General features: G+C 56.7%; 15 protein-coding genes and 1 pseudogene. 6 read left to right on the top strand and 10 right to left on the bottom strand.

Translation table 11 applies throughout. The annotated features are described in order from the left end of the window. Positions 1 to 402: 402 nt before the first annotated feature. On the bottom strand, positions 403 to 801 hold the full coding sequence (locus tag AC0KVQ_RS04775; protein WP_473419987.1) for a LysR family transcriptional regulator: 399 nt from the start codon (positions 799 to 801) through the stop codon (positions 403 to 405). Between the two features lie 126 nt (positions 802 to 927). Continuing rightward, positions 928 to 2,286, bottom strand: coding sequence for an alpha/beta hydrolase family protein (locus AC0KVQ_RS04770; protein WP_473419986.1), 1,359 nt, complete (start codon positions 2,284 to 2,286; stop codon positions 928 to 930). Between the two features lie 357 nt (positions 2,287 to 2,643). On the opposite strand from AC0KVQ_RS04770, the pseudogene AC0KVQ_RS04765 reads away from it, so the two are divergent. The 3 genes and pseudogenes from AC0KVQ_RS04765 to AC0KVQ_RS04755 all read left to right on the top strand — a co-directional run. Beyond that, positions 2,644 to 2,769 (top strand): annotated as a pseudogene (locus tag AC0KVQ_RS04765) (LacI family DNA-binding transcriptional regulator); the annotation flags it as partial. 135 nt (positions 2,770 to 2,904) lie between these two features. Further along, positions 2,905 to 3,690, top strand: coding sequence for a LacI family DNA-binding transcriptional regulator (locus AC0KVQ_RS04760; protein WP_473420117.1), 786 nt, complete (start codon positions 2,905 to 2,907; stop codon positions 3,688 to 3,690). Between the two features lie 115 nt (positions 3,691 to 3,805). After that, a complete protein-coding gene (locus tag AC0KVQ_RS04755; RefSeq protein ID WP_473419985.1) occupies positions 3,806 to 4,729 on the top strand; it encodes a LysR family transcriptional regulator in 924 nt (307 codons plus the stop codon). 104 nt (positions 4,730 to 4,833) lie between these two features. Here AC0KVQ_RS04755 and AC0KVQ_RS04750 read toward each other — a convergent pair whose 3' ends face one another. Both AC0KVQ_RS04750 and AC0KVQ_RS04745 read right to left on the bottom strand, forming a co-directional pair. Next, positions 4,834 to 5,340, bottom strand: coding sequence for a Dps family protein (locus AC0KVQ_RS04750; RefSeq protein ID WP_473420116.1), 507 nt, complete (start codon positions 5,338 to 5,340; stop codon positions 4,834 to 4,836). A 37-nt stretch (positions 5,341 to 5,377) separates the two neighbouring features. Further along, a complete protein-coding gene (locus tag AC0KVQ_RS04745; protein ID WP_473419984.1) occupies positions 5,378 to 6,262 on the bottom strand; it encodes a ZIP family metal transporter in 885 nt (294 codons plus the stop codon). A gap of 121 nt (positions 6,263 to 6,383) precedes the next feature. On the opposite strand from AC0KVQ_RS04745, the gene AC0KVQ_RS04740 reads away from it, so the two are divergent. Then, positions 6,384 to 7,730, top strand: coding sequence for a DNA polymerase Y family protein (locus AC0KVQ_RS04740; protein WP_473419983.1), 1,347 nt, complete (start codon positions 6,384 to 6,386; stop codon positions 7,728 to 7,730). A 69-nt stretch (positions 7,731 to 7,799) separates the two neighbouring features. Here the strand turns inward: AC0KVQ_RS04740 and modC are convergent, their stop codons facing one another. The 5 genes from modC to AC0KVQ_RS04715 form a co-directional block, all read right to left on the bottom strand. Then, a complete protein-coding gene (gene modC, locus AC0KVQ_RS04735; protein ID WP_473419982.1) occupies positions 7,800 to 8,870 on the bottom strand; it encodes a molybdenum ABC transporter ATP-binding protein in 1,071 nt (356 codons plus the stop codon). A 3-nt stretch (positions 8,871 to 8,873) separates the two neighbouring features. After that, positions 8,874 to 9,551, bottom strand: coding sequence for a molybdate ABC transporter permease subunit (gene modB, locus AC0KVQ_RS04730; RefSeq protein ID WP_473419981.1), 678 nt, complete (start codon positions 9,549 to 9,551; stop codon positions 8,874 to 8,876). A gap of 61 nt (positions 9,552 to 9,612) precedes the next feature. Continuing rightward, entirely contained in the window at positions 9,613 to 10,359 is a 747-nt protein-coding gene (gene modA / locus AC0KVQ_RS04725) for a molybdate ABC transporter substrate-binding protein (RefSeq protein WP_473419980.1), read from the bottom strand. A 36-nt stretch (positions 10,360 to 10,395) separates the two neighbouring features. Then, on the bottom strand, positions 10,396 to 11,223 hold the full coding sequence (locus AC0KVQ_RS04720; protein WP_473419979.1) for a TOBE domain-containing protein: 828 nt from the start codon (positions 11,221 to 11,223) through the stop codon (positions 10,396 to 10,398). A 227-nt stretch (positions 11,224 to 11,450) separates the two neighbouring features. Beyond that, positions 11,451 to 11,816, bottom strand: coding sequence for a hypothetical protein (locus AC0KVQ_RS04715; RefSeq protein ID WP_473419978.1), 366 nt, complete (start codon positions 11,814 to 11,816; stop codon positions 11,451 to 11,453). Between the two features lie 180 nt (positions 11,817 to 11,996). Between AC0KVQ_RS04715 and AC0KVQ_RS04710 the strand changes: the two genes are divergently transcribed. Both AC0KVQ_RS04710 and AC0KVQ_RS04705 read left to right on the top strand, forming a co-directional pair. Further along, entirely contained in the window at positions 11,997 to 13,745 is a 1,749-nt protein-coding gene (locus AC0KVQ_RS04710) for an autotransporter assembly complex protein TamA (RefSeq protein WP_473419977.1), read from the top strand. 5 nt (positions 13,746 to 13,750) lie between these two features. Beyond that, on the top strand, positions 13,751 to 17,590 hold the full coding sequence (locus tag AC0KVQ_RS04705) for a translocation/assembly module TamB domain-containing protein (RefSeq protein WP_473419976.1): 3,840 nt from the start codon (positions 13,751 to 13,753) through the stop codon (positions 17,588 to 17,590). A gap of 41 nt (positions 17,591 to 17,631) precedes the next feature. Here the strand turns inward: AC0KVQ_RS04705 and nadB are convergent, their stop codons facing one another. Next, on the bottom strand, positions 17,632 to 19,221 hold the full coding sequence (gene nadB, locus AC0KVQ_RS04700) for an L-aspartate oxidase (RefSeq protein WP_473419975.1): 1,590 nt from the start codon (positions 19,219 to 19,221) through the stop codon (positions 17,632 to 17,634). Between the last annotated feature and the right edge of the window lie 139 nt (positions 19,222 to 19,360).

The raw sequence follows: 19,360 nt of genomic DNA, 5'->3' as shown, positions 1-19,360 counted from the left end.
CATCATGTTCGCCGGATGGATTGTGTTTGATGCGTTTATTCATCAAATAACTTCAAGGCTTTTCAGGATCACAATGATAGGAGTGTGGATAAGCCTTATCGATATTTATGCAAAAAATGCATAAAGTCATGATGTGTAGAAACGTATTCAAAGTCTTGCTGCGAGGATCCTGATTCCTCAGTTCGACAGCTTGCCCTTAATTGATCCGATTTTTGACCCTGCCTGCAATATCGGCGCAGCATGCGACAACACCGGACCGAACAGGTCGATGCCCTGCATGCGCGTATGTATGAAGAGGGCGATCGCATTGTCGAGCGCGCCATGGTGATATCAGTGAGGTGGCGTGTTGGCACCGTCAGGCGTTGTTGCCGCGCATCAGGGTGAGTCTGGAAAGTAAATTGATCAGGGATGAATGGGTGAATAACGGCACGAAGTCTGGGTGCTATGCCGCTGCGCGCTTATCATAAATTCTTGGCCAGCGATCCCGGATGGAATGACTGGCATCACTGCAGATGTGCGTACGAGATCGGACGAATTCTTCTTGTTCCGGTTGAGCATGTCCGCTTTGGCAGCGTGAATGGCTGCAATGATCAATTTTGCATCTTCGAGAAAGCTTTTCCCGGCAACCGTCAAGGTCACGCCATCGTGATGTCTTGTCAGAAGCAGTACGCCGATCTCTTTTTCCAGCAGCTTCATTTTCCGGCTGAGTGCGGATTGGGTGATATGGAGTTTTTTCGATGCATGCAGAATGGTTTTTTCTTCGGCAACAACGACAAACTGTTCCAGCGTTCGTAAATTCATTTGGTATCGCTTTCGTACTTTGATGAGGCGGATCTACGAATAACTGAAAAGCCAATCCCTCGGCATGATGAGGGATTGGCAAGGTCAGCCAGTACATCTGGCAATACAGATCAAAGTCTCACAGTGTTATGAGCCGGCAGACAGCTTTTCAAACTTCAGGGATTGCGTCTTGCCTGTAGTAAAGCCTTTCCATGTGGTGTCTGTGGTGGTGCCGGATTCTGTAGTCAGATTCAGGTAGGCATCCATGCTGGTATCCGCCTTGAGATGCTTGCCCAACCAGGCTGTGATGAAGTGCTGCGAGATATTGTTCATACGCAGGTTATCCCAGACCGGATCGATATAGTGGTTGGTAACATGCATATTGATTGTTGAATCGAACTTGTAGGCTTCCAGCGGCGGCGACATTGGCGCACCCACATTGTGACCCGCACCGACAAAGGTCAGCAGGCTGCGATCTACACTGGTGGTGTTAGTCCATGTCTGCCGTACGCCATCCTCATAACCCACCGTTCCATCAACGGAGCCTGCAATAAACAACACGGGGACCTGGATATCGGCCAGTGCGCTGTTGCTGATCCAGCCATGCTTGGTACCGGCTGGTGCAAAGGTTACAGCAGTTTTGATACGGGAATCTGCCATGGCGGTGTGAGTATCACTGCCGCTTAAGTGTTGCGCAGCCAGAGGGTAGGCTGTCGCCGTAGCAGCATTGATACCTGCCCCCAATGTGACCAGCGTGCCATAACCACCCATGGAGTAACCAATGATCGCTGTGTTATTTGTATTGGCCAAGCCGTACAGGAATGATGATGAATCCTGCGCGAGCGAGGCAATTTTGTTCAGTACAAATTTTTGGTCCAGCGGGCGATTCACGATCGCAGAGTAAAGACCATTGGCACCGAGCGTATTGTAGGTGGAATCGGTATGGTCGATAGCGACAACCACATAACCTTTCGAGGCGATGTTTTCTGCGATAGGCGTCATAAGGTGACGGTTGCCCGGGTGACCATGCGAAATGATGACCAAGGGATAGGCACCGCCGGATGTATTCGGTGCTGCGTTCTGCATGGCCTTGCCTTGCAGGGTTATCAGCTCGCCATTGCGCATCATGGCCGTGATCTGATTGGTACCAGTAGCCGTCGATGCGGCCGGGTACCACACTTCAACCTTCAGTGGCCTGTCATATGTTGTCAATGGATTTGGCAACGGCGACGTAGTGCCTATGGTGGCAACATCCACCTGGCCTGGATTGGTGAATTCCAGCGTTCTGACGCCGACTTTCTGGTCGCCATAAGCCGCGAGTTCCGGCGCATCGCCACGGATCAAGTCAACCCGGTTGGCGGTAATGCCACTTGAGGTATCCGGCTGTGTGGCTGCAACGGCATCATCGCCACCGCAACCGGTAAGTAGTGTTGTGGTTGTAAGTGCACCCAACGCCAAAACCGCTGCGGCGATAATTCTTTTCTTGCTAAGGACAAACTCGTTCATCCTGACCTCCTGAGTCATGTAATGCTTTTGTGGTTCATGAAGTTCAGCGTAATCATTTTGCGCCGAAGGTAAACGTTTACCTTTGTGCGTCAAAAAAAATGGCTCGTAATGTGCATACGGCCATTTGAATCGGTGCGGCTTGGAGATGCCTTGCTGGCAACTTTCCAACCCGGATTCTTCACATGATCAAAAATCCGTTCGATTACAATGGATTCTGTGAATCACGCTTTCGCAGATTAATAAGGTAAACGTTTAACCTAATTTACATGCGGTAAAGTTCGATCACAAGTTTTTATCTGTAGGCATGACTTTGCATGTTACATGCACACAACACAGGCAATATTTGGATAGCTATTGATGACGACAGATTCCAGGCATTCAAGCAAAGAAACCGGTGCACCCTCGCTATCCATGGTGGCAGAGCGAGCGGGCGTATCGATCGCGACGGTCTCGCGCATTGTCAATGGCATCCCAAACAAAGCCTCTGAGGCAACCGTCAAGCGGGTGCGCGACGCCATTGCTGAGTTGGGATATCGGCCCTCCAGTGCTGGCCAGGCGTTGCGTCGTAAGGAAAGCCGTATCGTTGGCGTGCTGGCAGCGGCACTGGCAAACCCCTTGATGGCAGCGATTGTTGCTTCCATAGAGTTTTCCCTGCGCGAAAAAAATCTGGTCATGGCACTTTGCGATACCCATGAAACACCAGCGATTCAGGATGAGAATCTTAGGGAAATGCTATCCATGCAAACCCGTGCCATCATCATGGTCAGCGCTGTAGACAGCAATGAGCTGGACAAACTGCGCGAGGCTGGCCAGACCCTGCTCTTTGTGAATCGCCCTGATCCCGGCTGGGAAGGATCTCCCTATGTTGGTATCGACAACTACCAGGCTGGTGTGGATGTAGCAAATCTGTTACTGGAAAAAGGTGTCAGGCGCTTTGCCTTGCTGCACGCCTCGCTGGATCGCACCTCAGCCTATTGGCGCAGAAAAGGGTTTCTGGATACTTTGGCCAAAGCAGGAATAAGCGAATCCGAGGTATGGCATGCCACGGCAGAAGGACTCAAGCATACCGAGGTTGGCTATCGTGCCGTACAGGATATCCTGGCCCGCCAGGATCCTCCGCGCATGCTTGTCTGCATGAGTGATCTGCTTGCCTACGGTGCATATCGATATCTGCGCGAGACAGGCAGGAGGGTTCCAGAAGATTTCGTGCTGTTCGGGTTCGACAATAATCCAATCAATCCCTGGCTGGCTGACTGGCTCAATTCCGCAGGAGTTCCGGCAAAGGAATATGGGCCGGCGATTATGAGGGCATTGCAAGTCTTATGGAGTGGACAACGATTGCCTGCGCCGATCTATCTTCCACATCAGATTACACTCCGAAATCAGCATTTCCCCGATCACTAAGTCCCCAGAGGGAGAGCGGCAGTTATGCTCCTCACTCAGTTGCAGACCTTGGCTTCTCGTGACAGGCGTTGAGCCTGTTCTAAATGAGTGCCTGACTGACTTTCCGGTTTGAAACATGCATATCGATTGGTTTGAAGATTTTGTCTGCCTTGTGGATTGCCACAGCTTTTCTCTGGCGGCCCAGCAGCTGGGTATTTCCCAGTCAACGTTGAGCCGGCGCATCCAGTCCCTGGAGGAGTGGGTTGGCACCGAGTTGATTGACCGCAGTGGTCAGGGCGTACGCCTGACCCCGGCTGGCCGTACCTTTCATTCCTTTGCGGTGGAAACCGCGCGGCGCGCCCATGATGTGCGTGCCATCCTGCGCGAACATGCGCCCAGCGATGGTGAGGTGGTACATTTTGCGGTAGCGCATACCTTGTCGCTGACCTATTTCCCGAGCTGGCTCAAGCAGCTGAAGGTGCGCTTTCCATCGATCGTGGCGCACGTGCAGGCGGTTAATGTACCGGATGGCGTATCGGTGCTGGAGCGGGGCGATTGTGATTTTCTGATTGCTTACCATCATCCCCAGATGCCCGCCATGCGCGATACCCAAGGCACTCCCTGCCTGGAGCTGGGCGAGGATCGCATGGTGCCGTATTCCGGCGTAGGTAGCGATGGTTTGCCTCTGTTCAGTCTGCCGGGTGATCCGCACCAGCGTTTCCCGTTCCTGGCCTACGAGGCCGGTGCCTATCTTTCGTATATCGTGGAATTGATCCTGCTTTCTTCCGGGCGGCCGTGCTATTTGCGGCGCTCATTCGAAACCCAGATGGCAGAGTCGCTCAAGGCGATGATCGTGGCGGGGCATGGCATCGGCTGGTTGCCGCAAACCTGTGCGGCCAGAGAGGTGCAGGATGGGACTTTGATGCAGGCGGGCGATGATGGCTGGACTTTGCCGATCAAGATCCGTATTTATCGCCGGATTGACAACGCCAAGCCGACTATCGAGCGGATCTGGCAAGATCTATCCGCGTCTGTCCGTGATCCTGTATCGAGGATGTAATCAGCGCGCGTTTTTGTGCGAAAAGTGGGATGGTTGCGAACAGCTGATGCGGGCATGCAGGGGGCCCTGCCCATGCGACAGGAACCCCTGCGATCAGACTTGGTTTACTTCTTTTTCTTCTTGCCTGACGGTACCGGAGCGCTGCTGCCATCTTCCATCAGCGAGCGCAGCATCCAGGCATTCTTTTCATGGATTTCCATGCGCTGGGTCAGCAGGTCTGCCGTGGGTTGATCGTTGGCGGCATCGGCGATCTTGAACACTTCTCGTGCGGTACGCGCAACGGCTTCCTGGCCTTCAACCAGCTGCTGCAACATTTCGCGCGCAGAAGGCACGCCATGTTCCTCATCGATGGAGGTCAGTTCGCCAAAACGCTGGAAGGATCCGGGCGTATAGTGGCCAAGCGAACGAATGCGTTCTGCGATCAGGTCAAGCGCGTTCCACAATTCCGTGTACTGACCCATGAACAGCACATGCAGGGTCTGGAACATCGGGCCAGTTACATTCCAATGGAAGCTGTGGGTTTTCATATAGAGCGTGAAGCTGTCAGCCAGCAGCAGGGAAAGGCCATTGGCAATTTCCTGACGATCTTTTTCTTCGATACCGATATTGATTTGAGCCATGTTGTTTCCTTTGCGTTGTGAGTAAAAACTAACCGAGAGTCGTATCCAGCAACATCATGATAATGAAGCCGGCCATCAGGCCAAGCGTGGATGGGGTTTGATGCCCATTGCGGTGCGTTTCCGGAATGACTTCATGCGACACCACGAAAATCATTGCGCCAGCAGCGAGCCCGAGCCCGACCGGATAAGCCAGCGCCAGGCCATTGGAAAGCCCGATTCCGATCAGCGCGCCAAGCGGTTCCATCAGGCCGCTGGCGCCTGCCAGCAACACCGCGCGCAGCGGCGCAAGTCCGGCAGTACGCAAAGCCATGGCAACCGCCAGTCCTTCTGGCAGATCCTGTATGGCAATCGCAGTAGCCAGCGGCAGGCCTACTTGCAGATCACCACGCGCAAATGAAATGCCGATGGCCATTCCTTCGGGCAGGTTATGCAGGGTAATGGCGAAAACAAACAGCCAGACTTTGCCGAAACGGTCGTTACACGGCCCGCAGGGTTCGCCATGCGCATGCTTGTGCGGCGTAAAGCTATCCAATCCCAACATCAGCAATGTGCCAATGATGATGCCGAATGCCACCAGCATGGCGCCGGCCACGGCATGTCCGGTCAGTTCCTTGCCGGCTTCCAGTCCGGGCAGCAGCAATGAAAATGCACTGGCCGCAAGCATCATGCCAGCGGCAATGCCCAGCATGGTGTCCTCGGTACGCTGTGTCAGGCGCGTCAGGAACAGTGCCGGAAATGCCCCGGACAAAGTGGCCAGAAAACCTGCCAAGCCCCCCAGAAATCCCCACTGCACAGAATCGGGATGATTGAGGCTGAGAGTGGTATGGCCGCTGGTGATGATCAGCCATGCCACGGCCAGTGCTGCAGCCATAAGTCCCAGTGCCGCATAGGGATGGGTGCGGATGTAAGCCATGAGTGTGCCAGGGGCGGTAGAAGAGGTGGGTGAAATGTCAGCCATGCCGTTTTATATCAATTATTCACATGAAGTGCTTCAATTTTCTTAACGGTGGTTGCTGGATATGGTTTTTCAAGTCATGATAATAGAACGAACGTTCTATTTTGATATCATGCAGAGCTGCGGCAACCCGGAAGTGTATCCATGCGACCACCCTCTACGTGCCTTGTATGTGGATTTCAATTCCTATTTCGCCTCGGTCGAACAGCAGGTTGAAAAACGTCTGCGCGGTCGTCCGGTCGGTGTGGTGCCCATGCATGCAGATACCACCTGTTGCATTGCCGCCAGCTATGAAGCCAAGCGTTTTGGCGTGAAAACGGGTACGCCGGTCTGGCAGGCACGCGAATTGTGTCCAGACATCATATTGGTCGAAGCCAGGCCACCGCTGTATGTCGATTATCATCACAGATTGCTTGAGGCCGTCAGCAAATGCCTGCCGATTGAGCGTGTGCGTTCGATTGACGAGATGTCCTGCCGTTTGCAGGGGCGTGATCGCCAGCGCCAGGCCGCAACCGCCGTGGCAGAGCAGGTCAAGCAGGAAATTCGCCGCGTGGGTGATAGCCTGCGCTGTTCCATCGGCATCGCGCCCAATGTCTGGCTGGCCAAGACTGCCAGCGACATGCAAAAGCCCGATGGCCTGGTGGTGCTTGAATCCCAGGATCTGCCCGATGCCCTGTTTCGCCTGAAATTGCGCGATCTGTGCGGAATTGGCCGCAATATGGAAATCCGGCTCAAAGCCAATGGCATTGCTACGGTCGAACAGCTCTGCCGGGCAAGGCAGGAAAAAATGCGCCTGATCTGGAATGGTTTGCCAGGAGAGCGTCTGCATGCCTTGTTGCGTGGGCATGAAATTCCGGATTCCGCGGCAGGGGAGAAGCGCAGTATCAGCCACTCGCATGTGTTGCCGCCGGAATTACGTCATGCCCAAGGGGTGGAAGGCGTGTTGCACCGGCTGATGCAAAAGGCGGCCGTGCGGTTGCGTCATCATGGCTTCATGGCGGGACGCCTGTCGGTCAAGGTCAGGTTTGTAACGCGCGAGGGAATGCGTGGCTGGGGGATGGCGCAAGGGTTTGAACCTGCAGACCAAACCTTGGTATTCACGCGCTTGCTGTCGCAATGGTGGTTCAACCGGCCGGATTGGGCATGCCGTGCCACCCCTTTTGCCGCTGCAGTCTGCTTGTCCGAACTGACCGAGCGCAGGCTGATCACGCCGGACTTGTTCGCAGTCGAATCCACCGATCCTCACACGGCGCTGGATGCTACGATTGATCAGATCAACGGCCATTACGGTAAGCACACCATTTACTGGGGATCAAGCTATCTGGCGCGCCAGGCCGCGCCGGCACGCATCGCCTTCAATCATATTCCGGATGATGAGTATGCATGCGAGCCGGAATCGGAGAAACGTTACGGCCGCAAAGCCTGAATCAAAGGATATCCGGCAACAAAATTTACCCGCACGTCCACTGCTTTGCCTGGTACGGATCAACTCAGTCTAATCAAGCAGGGCAACCGATTTCACCTGGACCCAGATAGGCTTGCCGATTGCGATTTCCAGATTGGCCGCCGAGCGTTTGGTTAGCCGCGATACCAGCATGGATTCCCCGACTTTCACGCGTACCAGCGCCAGCCCGGGATGCTCGTCATCGGCGATGGCATCTACCTTGCCGGGCAACAGGTTAAGAATGCTGGTATCCGACTGGTGCTGATTGGAAAGACTGACATCGCGTGCCAGCACACGCACCCGTACAGGGCGGCCCACCGGCAGGCCGGGATCGCGAGCCCACAGGCTGCCACCGGCGAAATCGGTACGTGCCAGATGCCATTGCGCATCGCGCTCGCCTACCACGGCATCGAGCACCACGCCCGCGTCTTCGCCCAGATGGATCGGGAGATCAAGCCTGGCCAGCGTTTCGCCCAGCGGGCCGTTGGCGACCACCTTGCCGTTTTCCATGGCCACCAGATGGTCGGCCAGCCGCGCCACCTCATCGGGTGAATGGCTCACATAGAGCACGGGAATATCGAGCTCATCGTGCAGGCGTTCCAGATAGGGCAGGATTTCCTGTTTGCGTTTCAGATCCAGCGCCGCCAGTGGTTCGTCCATCAGCAGGATTTGTGGACTGACTGCCAGTGCCCGGGCGATGCCGACGCGCTGGCGTTCACCGCCGGACAGTCGATCGGGCTTGCGCGCCAGCAGATGGCCGATACCGAGCAATTCGATAGCCTGATCCAGACTGACGGTCTTTTCCGACTTGGTGCGATCCATGCCGAACTTGAGGTTTTTCAGCACACTCAGGTGTGGAAACAGGCTGGCTTCCTGAAAAACATAACCGAGCGAGCGCTTGTAGGTGGGAATCCAGGTCTTGCCGTCCTGCCAGATCTGGCCGCGGAAGGTGAGGTGACCTTGGCGTGCGCGCTCCAGCCCGGCAATGCAGCGCAGCAGCGTGGTCTTGCCCGAGCCGGAATGTCCGAAGATCGCAGTCACGCCGCGTGCGGGCAAATCAAGATCGACGTCCAGCGCGAAGCCGGGCCAATCCAGTTGAAAACGGGCTTTGATGTGTTCCATGATTCAAGCCTTCTTGGCATTCGGGCGCCATACGTACAGCGCAAGCAAAACAAGGAAAGAGAACACCAGCATCACGGCGGAAAGGCGGTGCGCCTCGAGATATTCCAGCGCTTCCACGTGATCGTAGATCTGCACCGAGGCCACGCGTGTGATGCCCGGGATATTGCCGCCTATCATCAGCACCACGCCGAACTCTCCCACGGTATGGGCAAAGGTCAGGATGCTGGCCGTGATAAAGCCTGGCAGGGCCAGGGGTAGCGCCACGCTGAAAAAGGCATCGAGCGGCGAAGCGCGCAGCGTGGCCGCCGCCTCTAGCGGGCGATCGCCAATCGCCTCAAACGCGTTCTGCACCGGTTGCACCATGAAGGGCAGCGAATAAAACACGGAAGCGACGACCAGCCCCCAGAAGGTAAATGGCAGGGTGCCCAAACCGAGCCATTGGGTGAATTGGCCCACCGGCCCGTGCGGGCCCATGGCCAGCAAAAGGTAGAAACCCAGCACCGAGGGCGGCAAGACCAGCGGCAAGGCCACCACGGCACCGATCGGGCCTTTCCACCATGAGCGAGTGCGCGCCAGCCACCAGGCAATCGGTGTGCCGATTACCAGCAAGATCAGGGTAACGATGCCGGCCAGCCGCACGGTGAGCCAGATGGCCTGCAGATCGTTATCGGACAGAAGCATGATTTGTCTCCAGAATCTGGTTCGTCACTTGGTAAAGGCCAGTTCAGATGGCCGATCAGGGTCAGATTTCGTAACCGTAGGATTTGATCACAGCTTTGGCCTTGTCGCTCTTCAAGTACTTGACCAGTGCTTCTGCCGCAGCCTTGCCTTTGCCGTTGGCAAGGATTACGGCATCCTGCCTGATTGGGCTGTAGAAATCGGCGGGCACCAGCCAGCCCGAACCGGAAGTCAGCTTGCCATCTTTCCAGACTTGCGAGAGGGCTACGAAGCCTAGTTCGGCATTACCCGTCGCCGTGAATTGATACGCTTGCGAAATGTTTTCGCCTTGCACGATTTTGCCCTGCAGGCCATCGAATACGCCCAGTTTTTTCATGGTATCGACACCCGCTGCACCGTACGGCGCTGTCTTGGGGTTGGCCAGGGAAATCTTGGCAAAGTTACCCTTTTTCAGGATCTCGCCCTTTTCATCGACGAAGCTCGGCTTGGCGCTCCAGAGCACCAGCTTGCCAATCGCATAGGTGAAACGGCTGCCTGCAACGGCCATGCCTTCAGTTTCAAGCTTGGCCGGGGTTTCGTCATCGGCGGAAAGAAAGACTTCGAAGGGCGCACCATTCTTGATCTGGGCATAGAACGCGCCAGTGGCACCGGTGGAAACCACAGCCTTGTGTCCGGTGTCTTTTTCAAAATCCACCGCAATCTGCTTGATTGGAGCGGTGAAATTGGCCGCAACGGCGACATGGACTTCATCGGCTACGGCCAGGACGGATGTACCGGAAAAGATGCCAGCGAGAATAAGTGTACGAATCATGATAAAGCTCCCTTGTTGATGTTGTTGCAGTGAAAATCAGAGATAGGAAACCAGGATGACGCTGGATGCCTCGAAAATGGCGCAGACCTTTTGACCTTCAGCCAATTTCAGGTTTTCCACGCTTTCGCAGGTCACAATCGAAGTCAGTGTCTTGCCGCCCGGCAAGGTCAGCGTAACTTCCGAATTCACCGCGCCCGGATGGATATGGCTGATCTCGCCCCATAACTGGTTTCGGGCACTTGTCCGGACGCTATTGTCGGTAAGCAGGATCACCGATGGTGCCTTGATCAAAGCCTGAACTTCCTGGCCGATGGCCAGTGCCATGTTTTCCGCGCTTTCCCGCGTGATCACGGCAACAATTTCATTGGCATCATCCAGTTTCAGGCACACCTCGAAATTGACCGCACCTTCGCGCATGGCCACGATCGGGCCAGCGAACTGGTTGCGCGCGCTCGCCTTGATCGACATGCGCCGCAGCAGCATCTGAAAATCATGGATATCGCCACCCTCCAGCTGATTCAGTCGCCCGGCCAATCTGTCCAGCGTATTCTGGTATTCCTGCTCCATGGCCCGGTACAGCGCCACGATCTTGCGGCCGTAATCGGTGAGCGTGGTGCCCCCACCATTTTTTCCACCGGTTGCACGATGCACGAGTGGTTGTTCGGCCAGATTGTTCATCGCATCAATGGCATCCCAAGCGGCCTTGTAGGAAATAGGTACCGCTTTGGCCGCTTTGGATATCGATCCGTATTGATCGATGCATTCCAGCAGTCGGATACGCGTGGCACCCAGGTATGCCCCGAATTGAGTTTCGACCGACAGGTTGCCGACCAATTTGGACGCGGGATGGGATGCCATGCTCATGAGATTCACCTTTTACTATCCGTTTCGCAGATGGGAAAAATCATTGTTTGCGCTGAAGCCTTGACCGGTATCGGCAATGTCTGTGTACAAACCGAAGTCGTTGCAGCTTTACTTCATTGACCTTCAGGAAATATGCCAGCTCAATTCGTTATAAAAATATGAATATTACGGTGATTGCCTGTTGATCAGCCAACAAAGCGGAAACAATTTGTGGGTTCAACAACAATTCACAGTCGCATATCCGTTTTGTCCAGAATTTCAAGTTCATGCAGCGAGTCCTGTTGTCGGTACGGTTGTTTCAATCGATCAATCTGACATTTTTTCCTGACCAATTGACCGGATTTCAGACGCCAGGCAATCATCCATTCCGAGTAGGTGGCCAGCAGATAGGCGCTGTCCTCGCAATCAAAGCGCTCTTCCATCAATGTCCAGCTATGAAAATAGAAGCAGGGCTGATCGTCATGTGCATACCCCTTGATCCTGATGGCACACGCAGAGGGTTCGTCATGGCGCTCAAGTCGTAGCGCCGGAAGGACCTGATGGCAATAAGGTTCCGGGATAAGGTCTACCGCAACGGCGGGAGTGTCATGCATTGTTGTATCCTCGATTTTATTTGTGAACATTTCTACGCAATATTCATGCCTATATAGCGATAAGTAGGGTTTCCCCTGGCGCATGCTCTACAGGCCCTGAGAACAGTTTTCGAGAACATTTCTTGTGCCGATGCGTGCTGGTGTACAGTAAGAAGATCTTCAAACGTGTGGCGACTCTCGATGAAGTTGCGGCAATTGGCAGTCGTAATGTGGGCGATGGGGCTGGTTCTGCCATCCTGGGCGGCAGAATCGTTCCGCTATGGTGTGGATATCGAAGCGCCTTCCGATATGCGTGCCTTGCTGAACCAGCATCTGGACATCGTTCGCTCGCAGACCTCGCAACGCATGACCGAAGAGCAACTGGTACGCCTGATCGAGGCAACGCCGACCGAGGTTTCCAGTCTGCTGGAAACGGAAGGTTATTTTTCACCGCAGGTAAAGGTGGATTACCAGAAAAGGTCCGATGTTTCGCAGGTGCGCCTGCAGGTGGAACCGGGTAGCCCGGTTCGCATCACCAAGGTCGATCTGAAAATAGGCGGTGCGATCAGCGCTATGCCGCAGGAGCTGGCAAGTTTACGGGCGCGCATACTGGAGAGCTGGCCCTTGCCGGAAGGCGCAGTATTCCGGCAGGAGGCCTGGGATGCCGCCAAGCGGCGTAGCCAGAATCTGCTGCAGGACAAGAAGTATGCCGCCGCGAAGATCACGGAAAGCGAAGCCCGCATCGACCCGGCTGCCCAGACTGCCGAACTCACGCTGGTGCTTGATAGTGGTGCGGCCTATCGTTTCGGTGCAGTAGAGATCAAGGGGCTGGAGCGTTATCCAGATTCCCTGATACGTAATCAGGCCCGCTTTATGCTCGGCTCTGATTTCCAGCGCGATCAACTCATCGACCTGCAAAGCAGCCTGCACGATCTGCCACATTTTTCCCTGGTGGTGGTCGATACGCCGGTTACGGAAGATCCTCCTTATGAGGTGCCGGTACGCATCGATGTGCGTGAAGCTCCGCGCCACAAAGTGACCGCCGGCCTGGGCTACAGCACCGATACCGGTTATGAGACTTCCCTGGGTTACCGTTACCTGAACCTGGCTGACCGCGGCTGGATTTCGGAAAGCAAGCTGCGCCTGGAGCAGTATGAGCAGGCGGCAGAAACCTCGGTAACCTTTCCGCCGCAATCCTCGGATTATCAGCACCGCGTGCATCTGGGTTATCTGCGCAGCGATGTCGAGGGCTTGCTCAGCCATACCTGGCGCACCGGGATTGCACGCCAGCGCGAAGAATTCAAATTCACCCGCATCTGGTCGGCCGAATATCTGACCGAACGACGCGAGTATGCCGATGGTACGGAGGAAACACCCAAAACGCTGGCACTGAATTTCCACTGGTTGCGGCGGGATGTCGACAATGTGCGGGATCCGCGCCGGGGCCAGCTCGTGCAGTTTGAAGTGGGTGGTGCCTACGACAAACTGTTGTCGGATGCCACTTTCTTGCGCTTGTATGGCCGGGGGGTGCGCTATTGGCCGATGGGGCGTCAGGGTGTGCTGATTTTGCGGGGTGAGCTGGGGCAGACCTTTTCCCATGAGGAGACCAGTGTGCCCACCGATTACCTGTTCCGGGCCGGAGGTGCGGGCAGCGTACGAGGGTATGACTACCAGAGCCTTGGCGTTGAGGCATCTGGTTCCGTCACACCAGGACGCGTGATGGCAACCGCATCGCTCGAATATCAGCTGCCGGTATGGCGCGACTGGCGTGCCGCCGCCTTTGTGGATCACGGTGGGGCGGCGGATCGCTGGCAGGATGTTTCCACCGTGACGGGCGCAGGCCTCGGCGCGCGCTGGGTCAGTTCGGCCGGGGTACTCGGGCTTGATGTTGCGCGTGGCATCGATAAACAGCAGTGGCGATTGCATATCGCACTGGGCCTGGCATTCTGACCGCCATGACACAATCAAGTATCCCGGCTCCAGCCCAATCCTCTTCATGTTGGCGCAAATGGTTGCGTCGCCTGCTGTGGGGGGGATTGGCGCTGATCGTGCTGCCGCCCTTGTTGCTGACCATGCTGTTGCTGGGTCTTGATACCCAGCCGGGGCGGGATTGGCTGGTGCAGCAGGTCAACCGTACCGGTTTTGTCCAGGTCGGCAAGCTGGAGGGATCGCTCTGGCGCGAGATGACGTTCAGTGATGTGCGAGTCGATACGCCGGATTTGCAATTGGCGACCAATCATCTGGCGCTGGCCTGGTCGCCTTATGCGCTCTTGCTCAAGCGTATCCATCTGACTGCATTCAAGGCCGGGCAGGTTGATCTGGTCTTCAAGCCGGGGCCGCCGGAAAAAGCCGCAACCGTCGCCCCGACGGATCTGCGCCTGCCCGTGGCCATTGTGCTGGATCAGGCGGAAATCGAATCCATCCGTTTGCAAAAACCGGCACTGCAATTTTCTTCCATTCATTTCAGCCTGTCTTCGACCGGCCGCCATCACCGGCTTGAGTTGACCCGGCTGATCACGCAAATTGGCCAGTTGCAGGCCGACCTGTTGCTTGATGGCAAAATGCCGTTCGCAACGCAGGCGCATTTTGATTTCAGCGGCGAGGTGGAGGGGCATGCACTTCATACCGCTGGTAGCATTGAAGGTGAGTTGCGCGCGCTGCAATTGCAGGCCAAGGTCGAGAATCCCCAGGCGCGTGGCAATCTGGCCGCGCGTCTTGATCTGTTTGCACCGTATACCTACCAGATGTTGCGTGATGGCCGGATTGAACTCAATCGCATCGATCCCTCCCGGCTGCTGGCAGGCTTGCCACAGGCTGAACTGGATATCCTGCTTGATCTCAAGCCGACCGGAGAAGATTCGGCGCAAGGCCAGCTGGCAGTGACCAACCATCGCCCTGGTGCTGCGAACACGGGCTTGATCCCGCTTGACGCCTTGCGGGCCGATTTATCCTACGCCGGTGAAATGCTGCAATTTTCCGGTCTGGATGCACGTCTGCGTGGCGGCAAGCTGCAAGGCGCTGGGACGGTTGGTGCTGGCAAGCTGGCGCTGGATTTGACGGTGGCCGGGCTGGATCTGGCCAGGCTTTGGGATCGCCAGCCGGCGACGACGTTGTCGGGCAAGCTTTCCTTGCGTGGACCCTGGCTAGCACCGGATATCCTGGCCGATCTCAAGGACGCATCCCGACAGGTCAGCCTGCAGGCAGATCTGGGCTGGATCAATCCCCAGCGCGAGCGGCGCCTGCAAATCCGGCAGGCCATGCTGCAACGCGGTGCCAGCCGGATGGCCGGCAAAGGCCAGCTGGCACTCGATGGCAAGCTCGATTTCAAACTGGCCGGCGATTTCAACCGCCTTAATCCAGCCGAATTTGTCGATATCCCCGCAGGCCGGTTGTCCGGTGAATTCAGTGCCGAAGGCGCGCTGCGTCCCAAGCCGGTGGTGGCGCTGAATTATCGATTGGGTGACAGTGTTTTCAATGGCGAAACGCTGACCGGGCAGGGGCGTTTGCGGCTGGATGAGCAACGCCTGGCGGATGCCGATTTCTGGCTGATGCTCGCGCGCAACCGGCTCGAAGCACGCGGAGCGCTGGGGGCGAAAAGTGATGTTTTGAACATCATGCTCGATTGGCCTTCACTGCGTAGCCTGGGCAAGGAATTCTCAGGCAGTGCGCGGGGCAGTGTGCGTATCGCCGGCACCTATGCCGATCCGGTGCTGGATGGTCAGCTCAATCTGAGCGACCTGGGCTTGCCGCAAGGGATTGCCATCAAAAGCGCACGGCTTGACGCGCATCTGCAGCAAGGCCTGCAAGCCCCGCTGCGGCTGAACCTGGAGGCTGCCCAGGCCAGCTATCAATCCTGGCGGCTGGAGCGGATTCAGGCGCAAATCGATGGCAGCCGCAATCAGCATCGCGGCAATCTTTCCCTGAGCGTGGCCACTGGCGCCATGCCGCGCGTGCAACTGCAGGCAGAACTTGCTGGCGCATTGGATGCGGCCTGGAACTGGCGAGGCAGTGTTCAGCAGTTCCTCGCACAAGGGCCGGCCGTACTGCGGTTGAACGAACCCGCATCACTGGCCATTGAGGCTGGCCGGGTGGAACTGGGCGATTCTCGCTGGCAGCTGGGAAAAGCGCTATTGCACTTGCAGCAAACACGCTGGAATCCTGATCGCGTCCAGACGCGAGGCACGTTTACCCAACTGGCCGTGGCCGATTGGCTCAAACTCGCCGGTGCCACGGATTACGCTTCAGATCTGGTGGCGGGTGGCAACTGGGATTTGCAGCTTGACCAGCACCGGCAAGATCTCAATGGCCAGGTGCGGGTGGTGCGCGAAAGTGGCGACAGTGTCTGGCGCGGCCCGCCCGGTAACCGTATCCCGTTCGCCTTGCGCGAAAGCTGGTTGCAATTGAGCGCCGTGCATAACCGGATCGAATTGCAGGGCTTGCTGGAATCCACCCGCTATGGTCGGGTCAATCTGCAGGGGAATGCCCGCGTCGATGTTGATCGCCTGCAGCTGGACGAAAGTACGCCGGTATCACTTTCTGCGCGTGGCGAGCTGCCACAATTGTCTGCCTTCAATGCCTTGCTGGGGCCGGATTTGCAATTGGGCGGGCGGGTGGCGTTTGATGTTCGGCGGGAGGGGCTACTCAAAACCGCGCGGCTGTCCGGCAATATCCATGGCGATGACTTGTCGGTTCGTGATCTTGCCACGGGCGTGAATCTCAATGAAGGCACGATACGCATGGGGCTGGCGGACCAGCGCATCGATCTGCAGCAGGCCAGTTTCAAGGGCGGGCAGGGCAGCGTGCAGGCCGAGGGCGTTCTGGATCTGCGCGAGGAGATGCCGGCAGGTCGCGCCCGCATTAGCGCCAACCGCCTTACCTTGATCAGCCGTTCCGATATGTTGCTGGTGATCTCGGGGGAGGGTGAACTCGCCAGCCAGAAAGGCCAGATCAATATCAGCGGCAGATTGCGTGCCGATCAGGGCGATATCGAGTATCGCAGTGCCGATATTCCCAAATTGTCGGAAGACGTGGTGGTGCTGGGGCGTGAGCGTGCCCAGCCTCGGGTCTTGCCGGCGTTCATGCTTTCGCTGGATGTGGATCTGGGCGAGGATTTCCGCTTCCGTGGCTATGGGCTGGACGCCAAGCTGGAAGGCTTGCTGCGCCTGCGTGCACAACCCACCAGGCCGCTGGCCGCCAATGGCGTGGTTAGCGTCAAGGAAGGCACCTATCGGGCCTGGGGGCAGCGCCTCGAAATCGAACGAGGCCAGTTGTCTTTCCAGGGGGCGGTCGAAAATCCGGGCCTCGATATCTTGGCCATGCGCCGCAATCAGGAGGTTGAGGCCGGTGTCAGCGTGCTGGGCACTGCCATGAATCCGCGTGTTCAGCTGTATTCCGAGCCCGCTGTCACCGATACCGAAAAGCTGTCCTGGCTGTTGTTCGGTCATGGTAGCGAGGGAATGGAAAAATCGGATGCTGCCTTGCTGCTGCAGGCGGCCAATTCCTTGCTGGCAGGCAATAATCAGGGCCAGGGTATTACCGATGAAATACTGCAGAATATCGGTATCGATGACATTGGCATGCGCAGCATAACGGAAACGGACGGTAAATCGACGCAGATCGTGACCGTCAGCAAGCAGCTTGGGCGCAAGTTGCGCATTTCGCTGGAAAAGAGTCTGACCGGCCTGCGCGACGGCGTGAAACTGTCGCTGCAGCTCAGCAAGCGCTGGGCTTTGGTGACGCGCCTGGGCAATGATGAAAGCACGGTGGGCGCAACTTACACGGTACAGTTTGATTGAACTTGAGGCGCACCCGTGCTGGCAGCACGGGTGCGGCGAGATCAGCTCTTGGGCGGGGTCAGGATCGTGGGCTTCGGATCGGGGTTCAGGTCGGGATAATCGCGGCTGAAGTGCAAACCGCGACTTTCCTTGCGTTCCATGGCGGAGCGCACGATCAGCTCGGCAGTCTGCACCAGATTGCGCAATTCGATCAGGTCATTGGAAACACGGAAGTTGCGGTAGTAATCCTGGATTTCGTTCTGCAACAGGCGGATGCGGTTCAGTGCGCGTTCCAGCCGCTTGTTGGTACGTACGATGCCGACGTAATCCCACATGAAACGGCGCAATTCATCCCAGTTGTGCGAAATCACCACTTCTTCATCGGCATCACCAACCCGGCTCTCATCCCATTCCGGGATGACAGGCAAGGCAGACGGCTCGCTTTCAAGGATCTTTTCCGCCGCAGCCTTGCCCAGTACCAGGCATTCGAGCAGGGAGTTCGATGCCAGACGGTTGGCACCATGCAGGCCGGTGCAGGCCACTTCCCCCACGGCAAACAACTGACCAACATCGGTCTGTCCTGAAAGATCCGTAGCCAGACCGCCGCACATGAAGTGCACGGCCGGCACGACCGGGATCGGTTCGCGTGTGATATCGATGCCCAACTCCAGGCAGCGCTGGTAAATCGTCGGAAAATGCTCCTTGACGAAGCCATCCGGCTTGTACGAGATATCCAGATAAACGCAGTCGAAACCACCTTTTTTCATTTCGAAGTCGATGGCACGTGCCACGACATCGCGCGGGGCCAGTTCGGCACGCTCATCATGCTTGGGCATGAAGCGTGTGCCATCCGGCAGGCGCAGCAGACCGCCTTCCCCGCGTACGGCTTCCGAAATCAGGAAGGATTTGGCATGAGGGTGGTAGAGACAAGTCGGGTGAAACTGGATGAATTCCATGTTCTGCACCCGGCAACCTGCGCGCCAGCCCATCGCGATGCCATCGCCGGTGGAGACATCCGGATTGGTGGTGTACAGGTAGACCTTGCCGGTCCCGCCGGTGGCAAGCACCGTGAAGGGGGAGAGGATGGTTTTTACCGTATCGTTTTTCTTGTCGTAAACGTAGGCCCCCCAGCAGCGTTTATTATCCTGCCCGGGTTCTTTTTCAGTGATCAGGTTAATGGCCACGTGCTCTTCCAGCACCGTGATATTCGGATGCGCCGCGACCTTGATGGCCAAGGTGTCGATCACGGCGGCGCCCGTGGCGTCTGCAGCGTGGATGATGCGGCGCTGGCTGTGACCGCCTTCGCGGGTCAGGTGAAAGCCATGGTAGCCAGCCTCGCTGTCTTCGTCGCGGGTGAACGGCACACCCATGTCAATCAGCCAGTCAATGGCTTGCTTGGAGTTTTCGACGATGAAATGGGTGGCTTCGGTATCGCACAAACCGGCACCTGCGACCAGCGTATCGCGGATATGCATCTCGATGCTGTCGGAATCGTTGAGCACCGCAGCAATGCCGCCTTGCGCCCAGCCACTGCCGCCATCGCGCAGCGCGCGTTTGGTGATGAGACCTACTTTCTTGGTGGCGGCCAGATGCAAGGCCATGGTCATGCCGCCAAGCCCGCTGCCGATGATAAGAACGTCGAATGCTTGCATGGTGATCAACACGTTTCCAGGAGGGATTGCCAAGTATGCTAGTTTAACAGAGCGCTCTTGTGCATTGCGGTGGTTGTAATGCACAACACTAGCCCCAATTTGACGTGAGATAAGATGGATGCAGTTGTGAATGCAGTTG

The sequence above is a fragment of the Formivibrio sp. oc-25 genome (assembly GCF_055810895.1).
The sequence above is the reverse complement of the archived record's forward strand: the minus strand, read 5'-3'. Positions and strand labels throughout refer to the sequence as shown.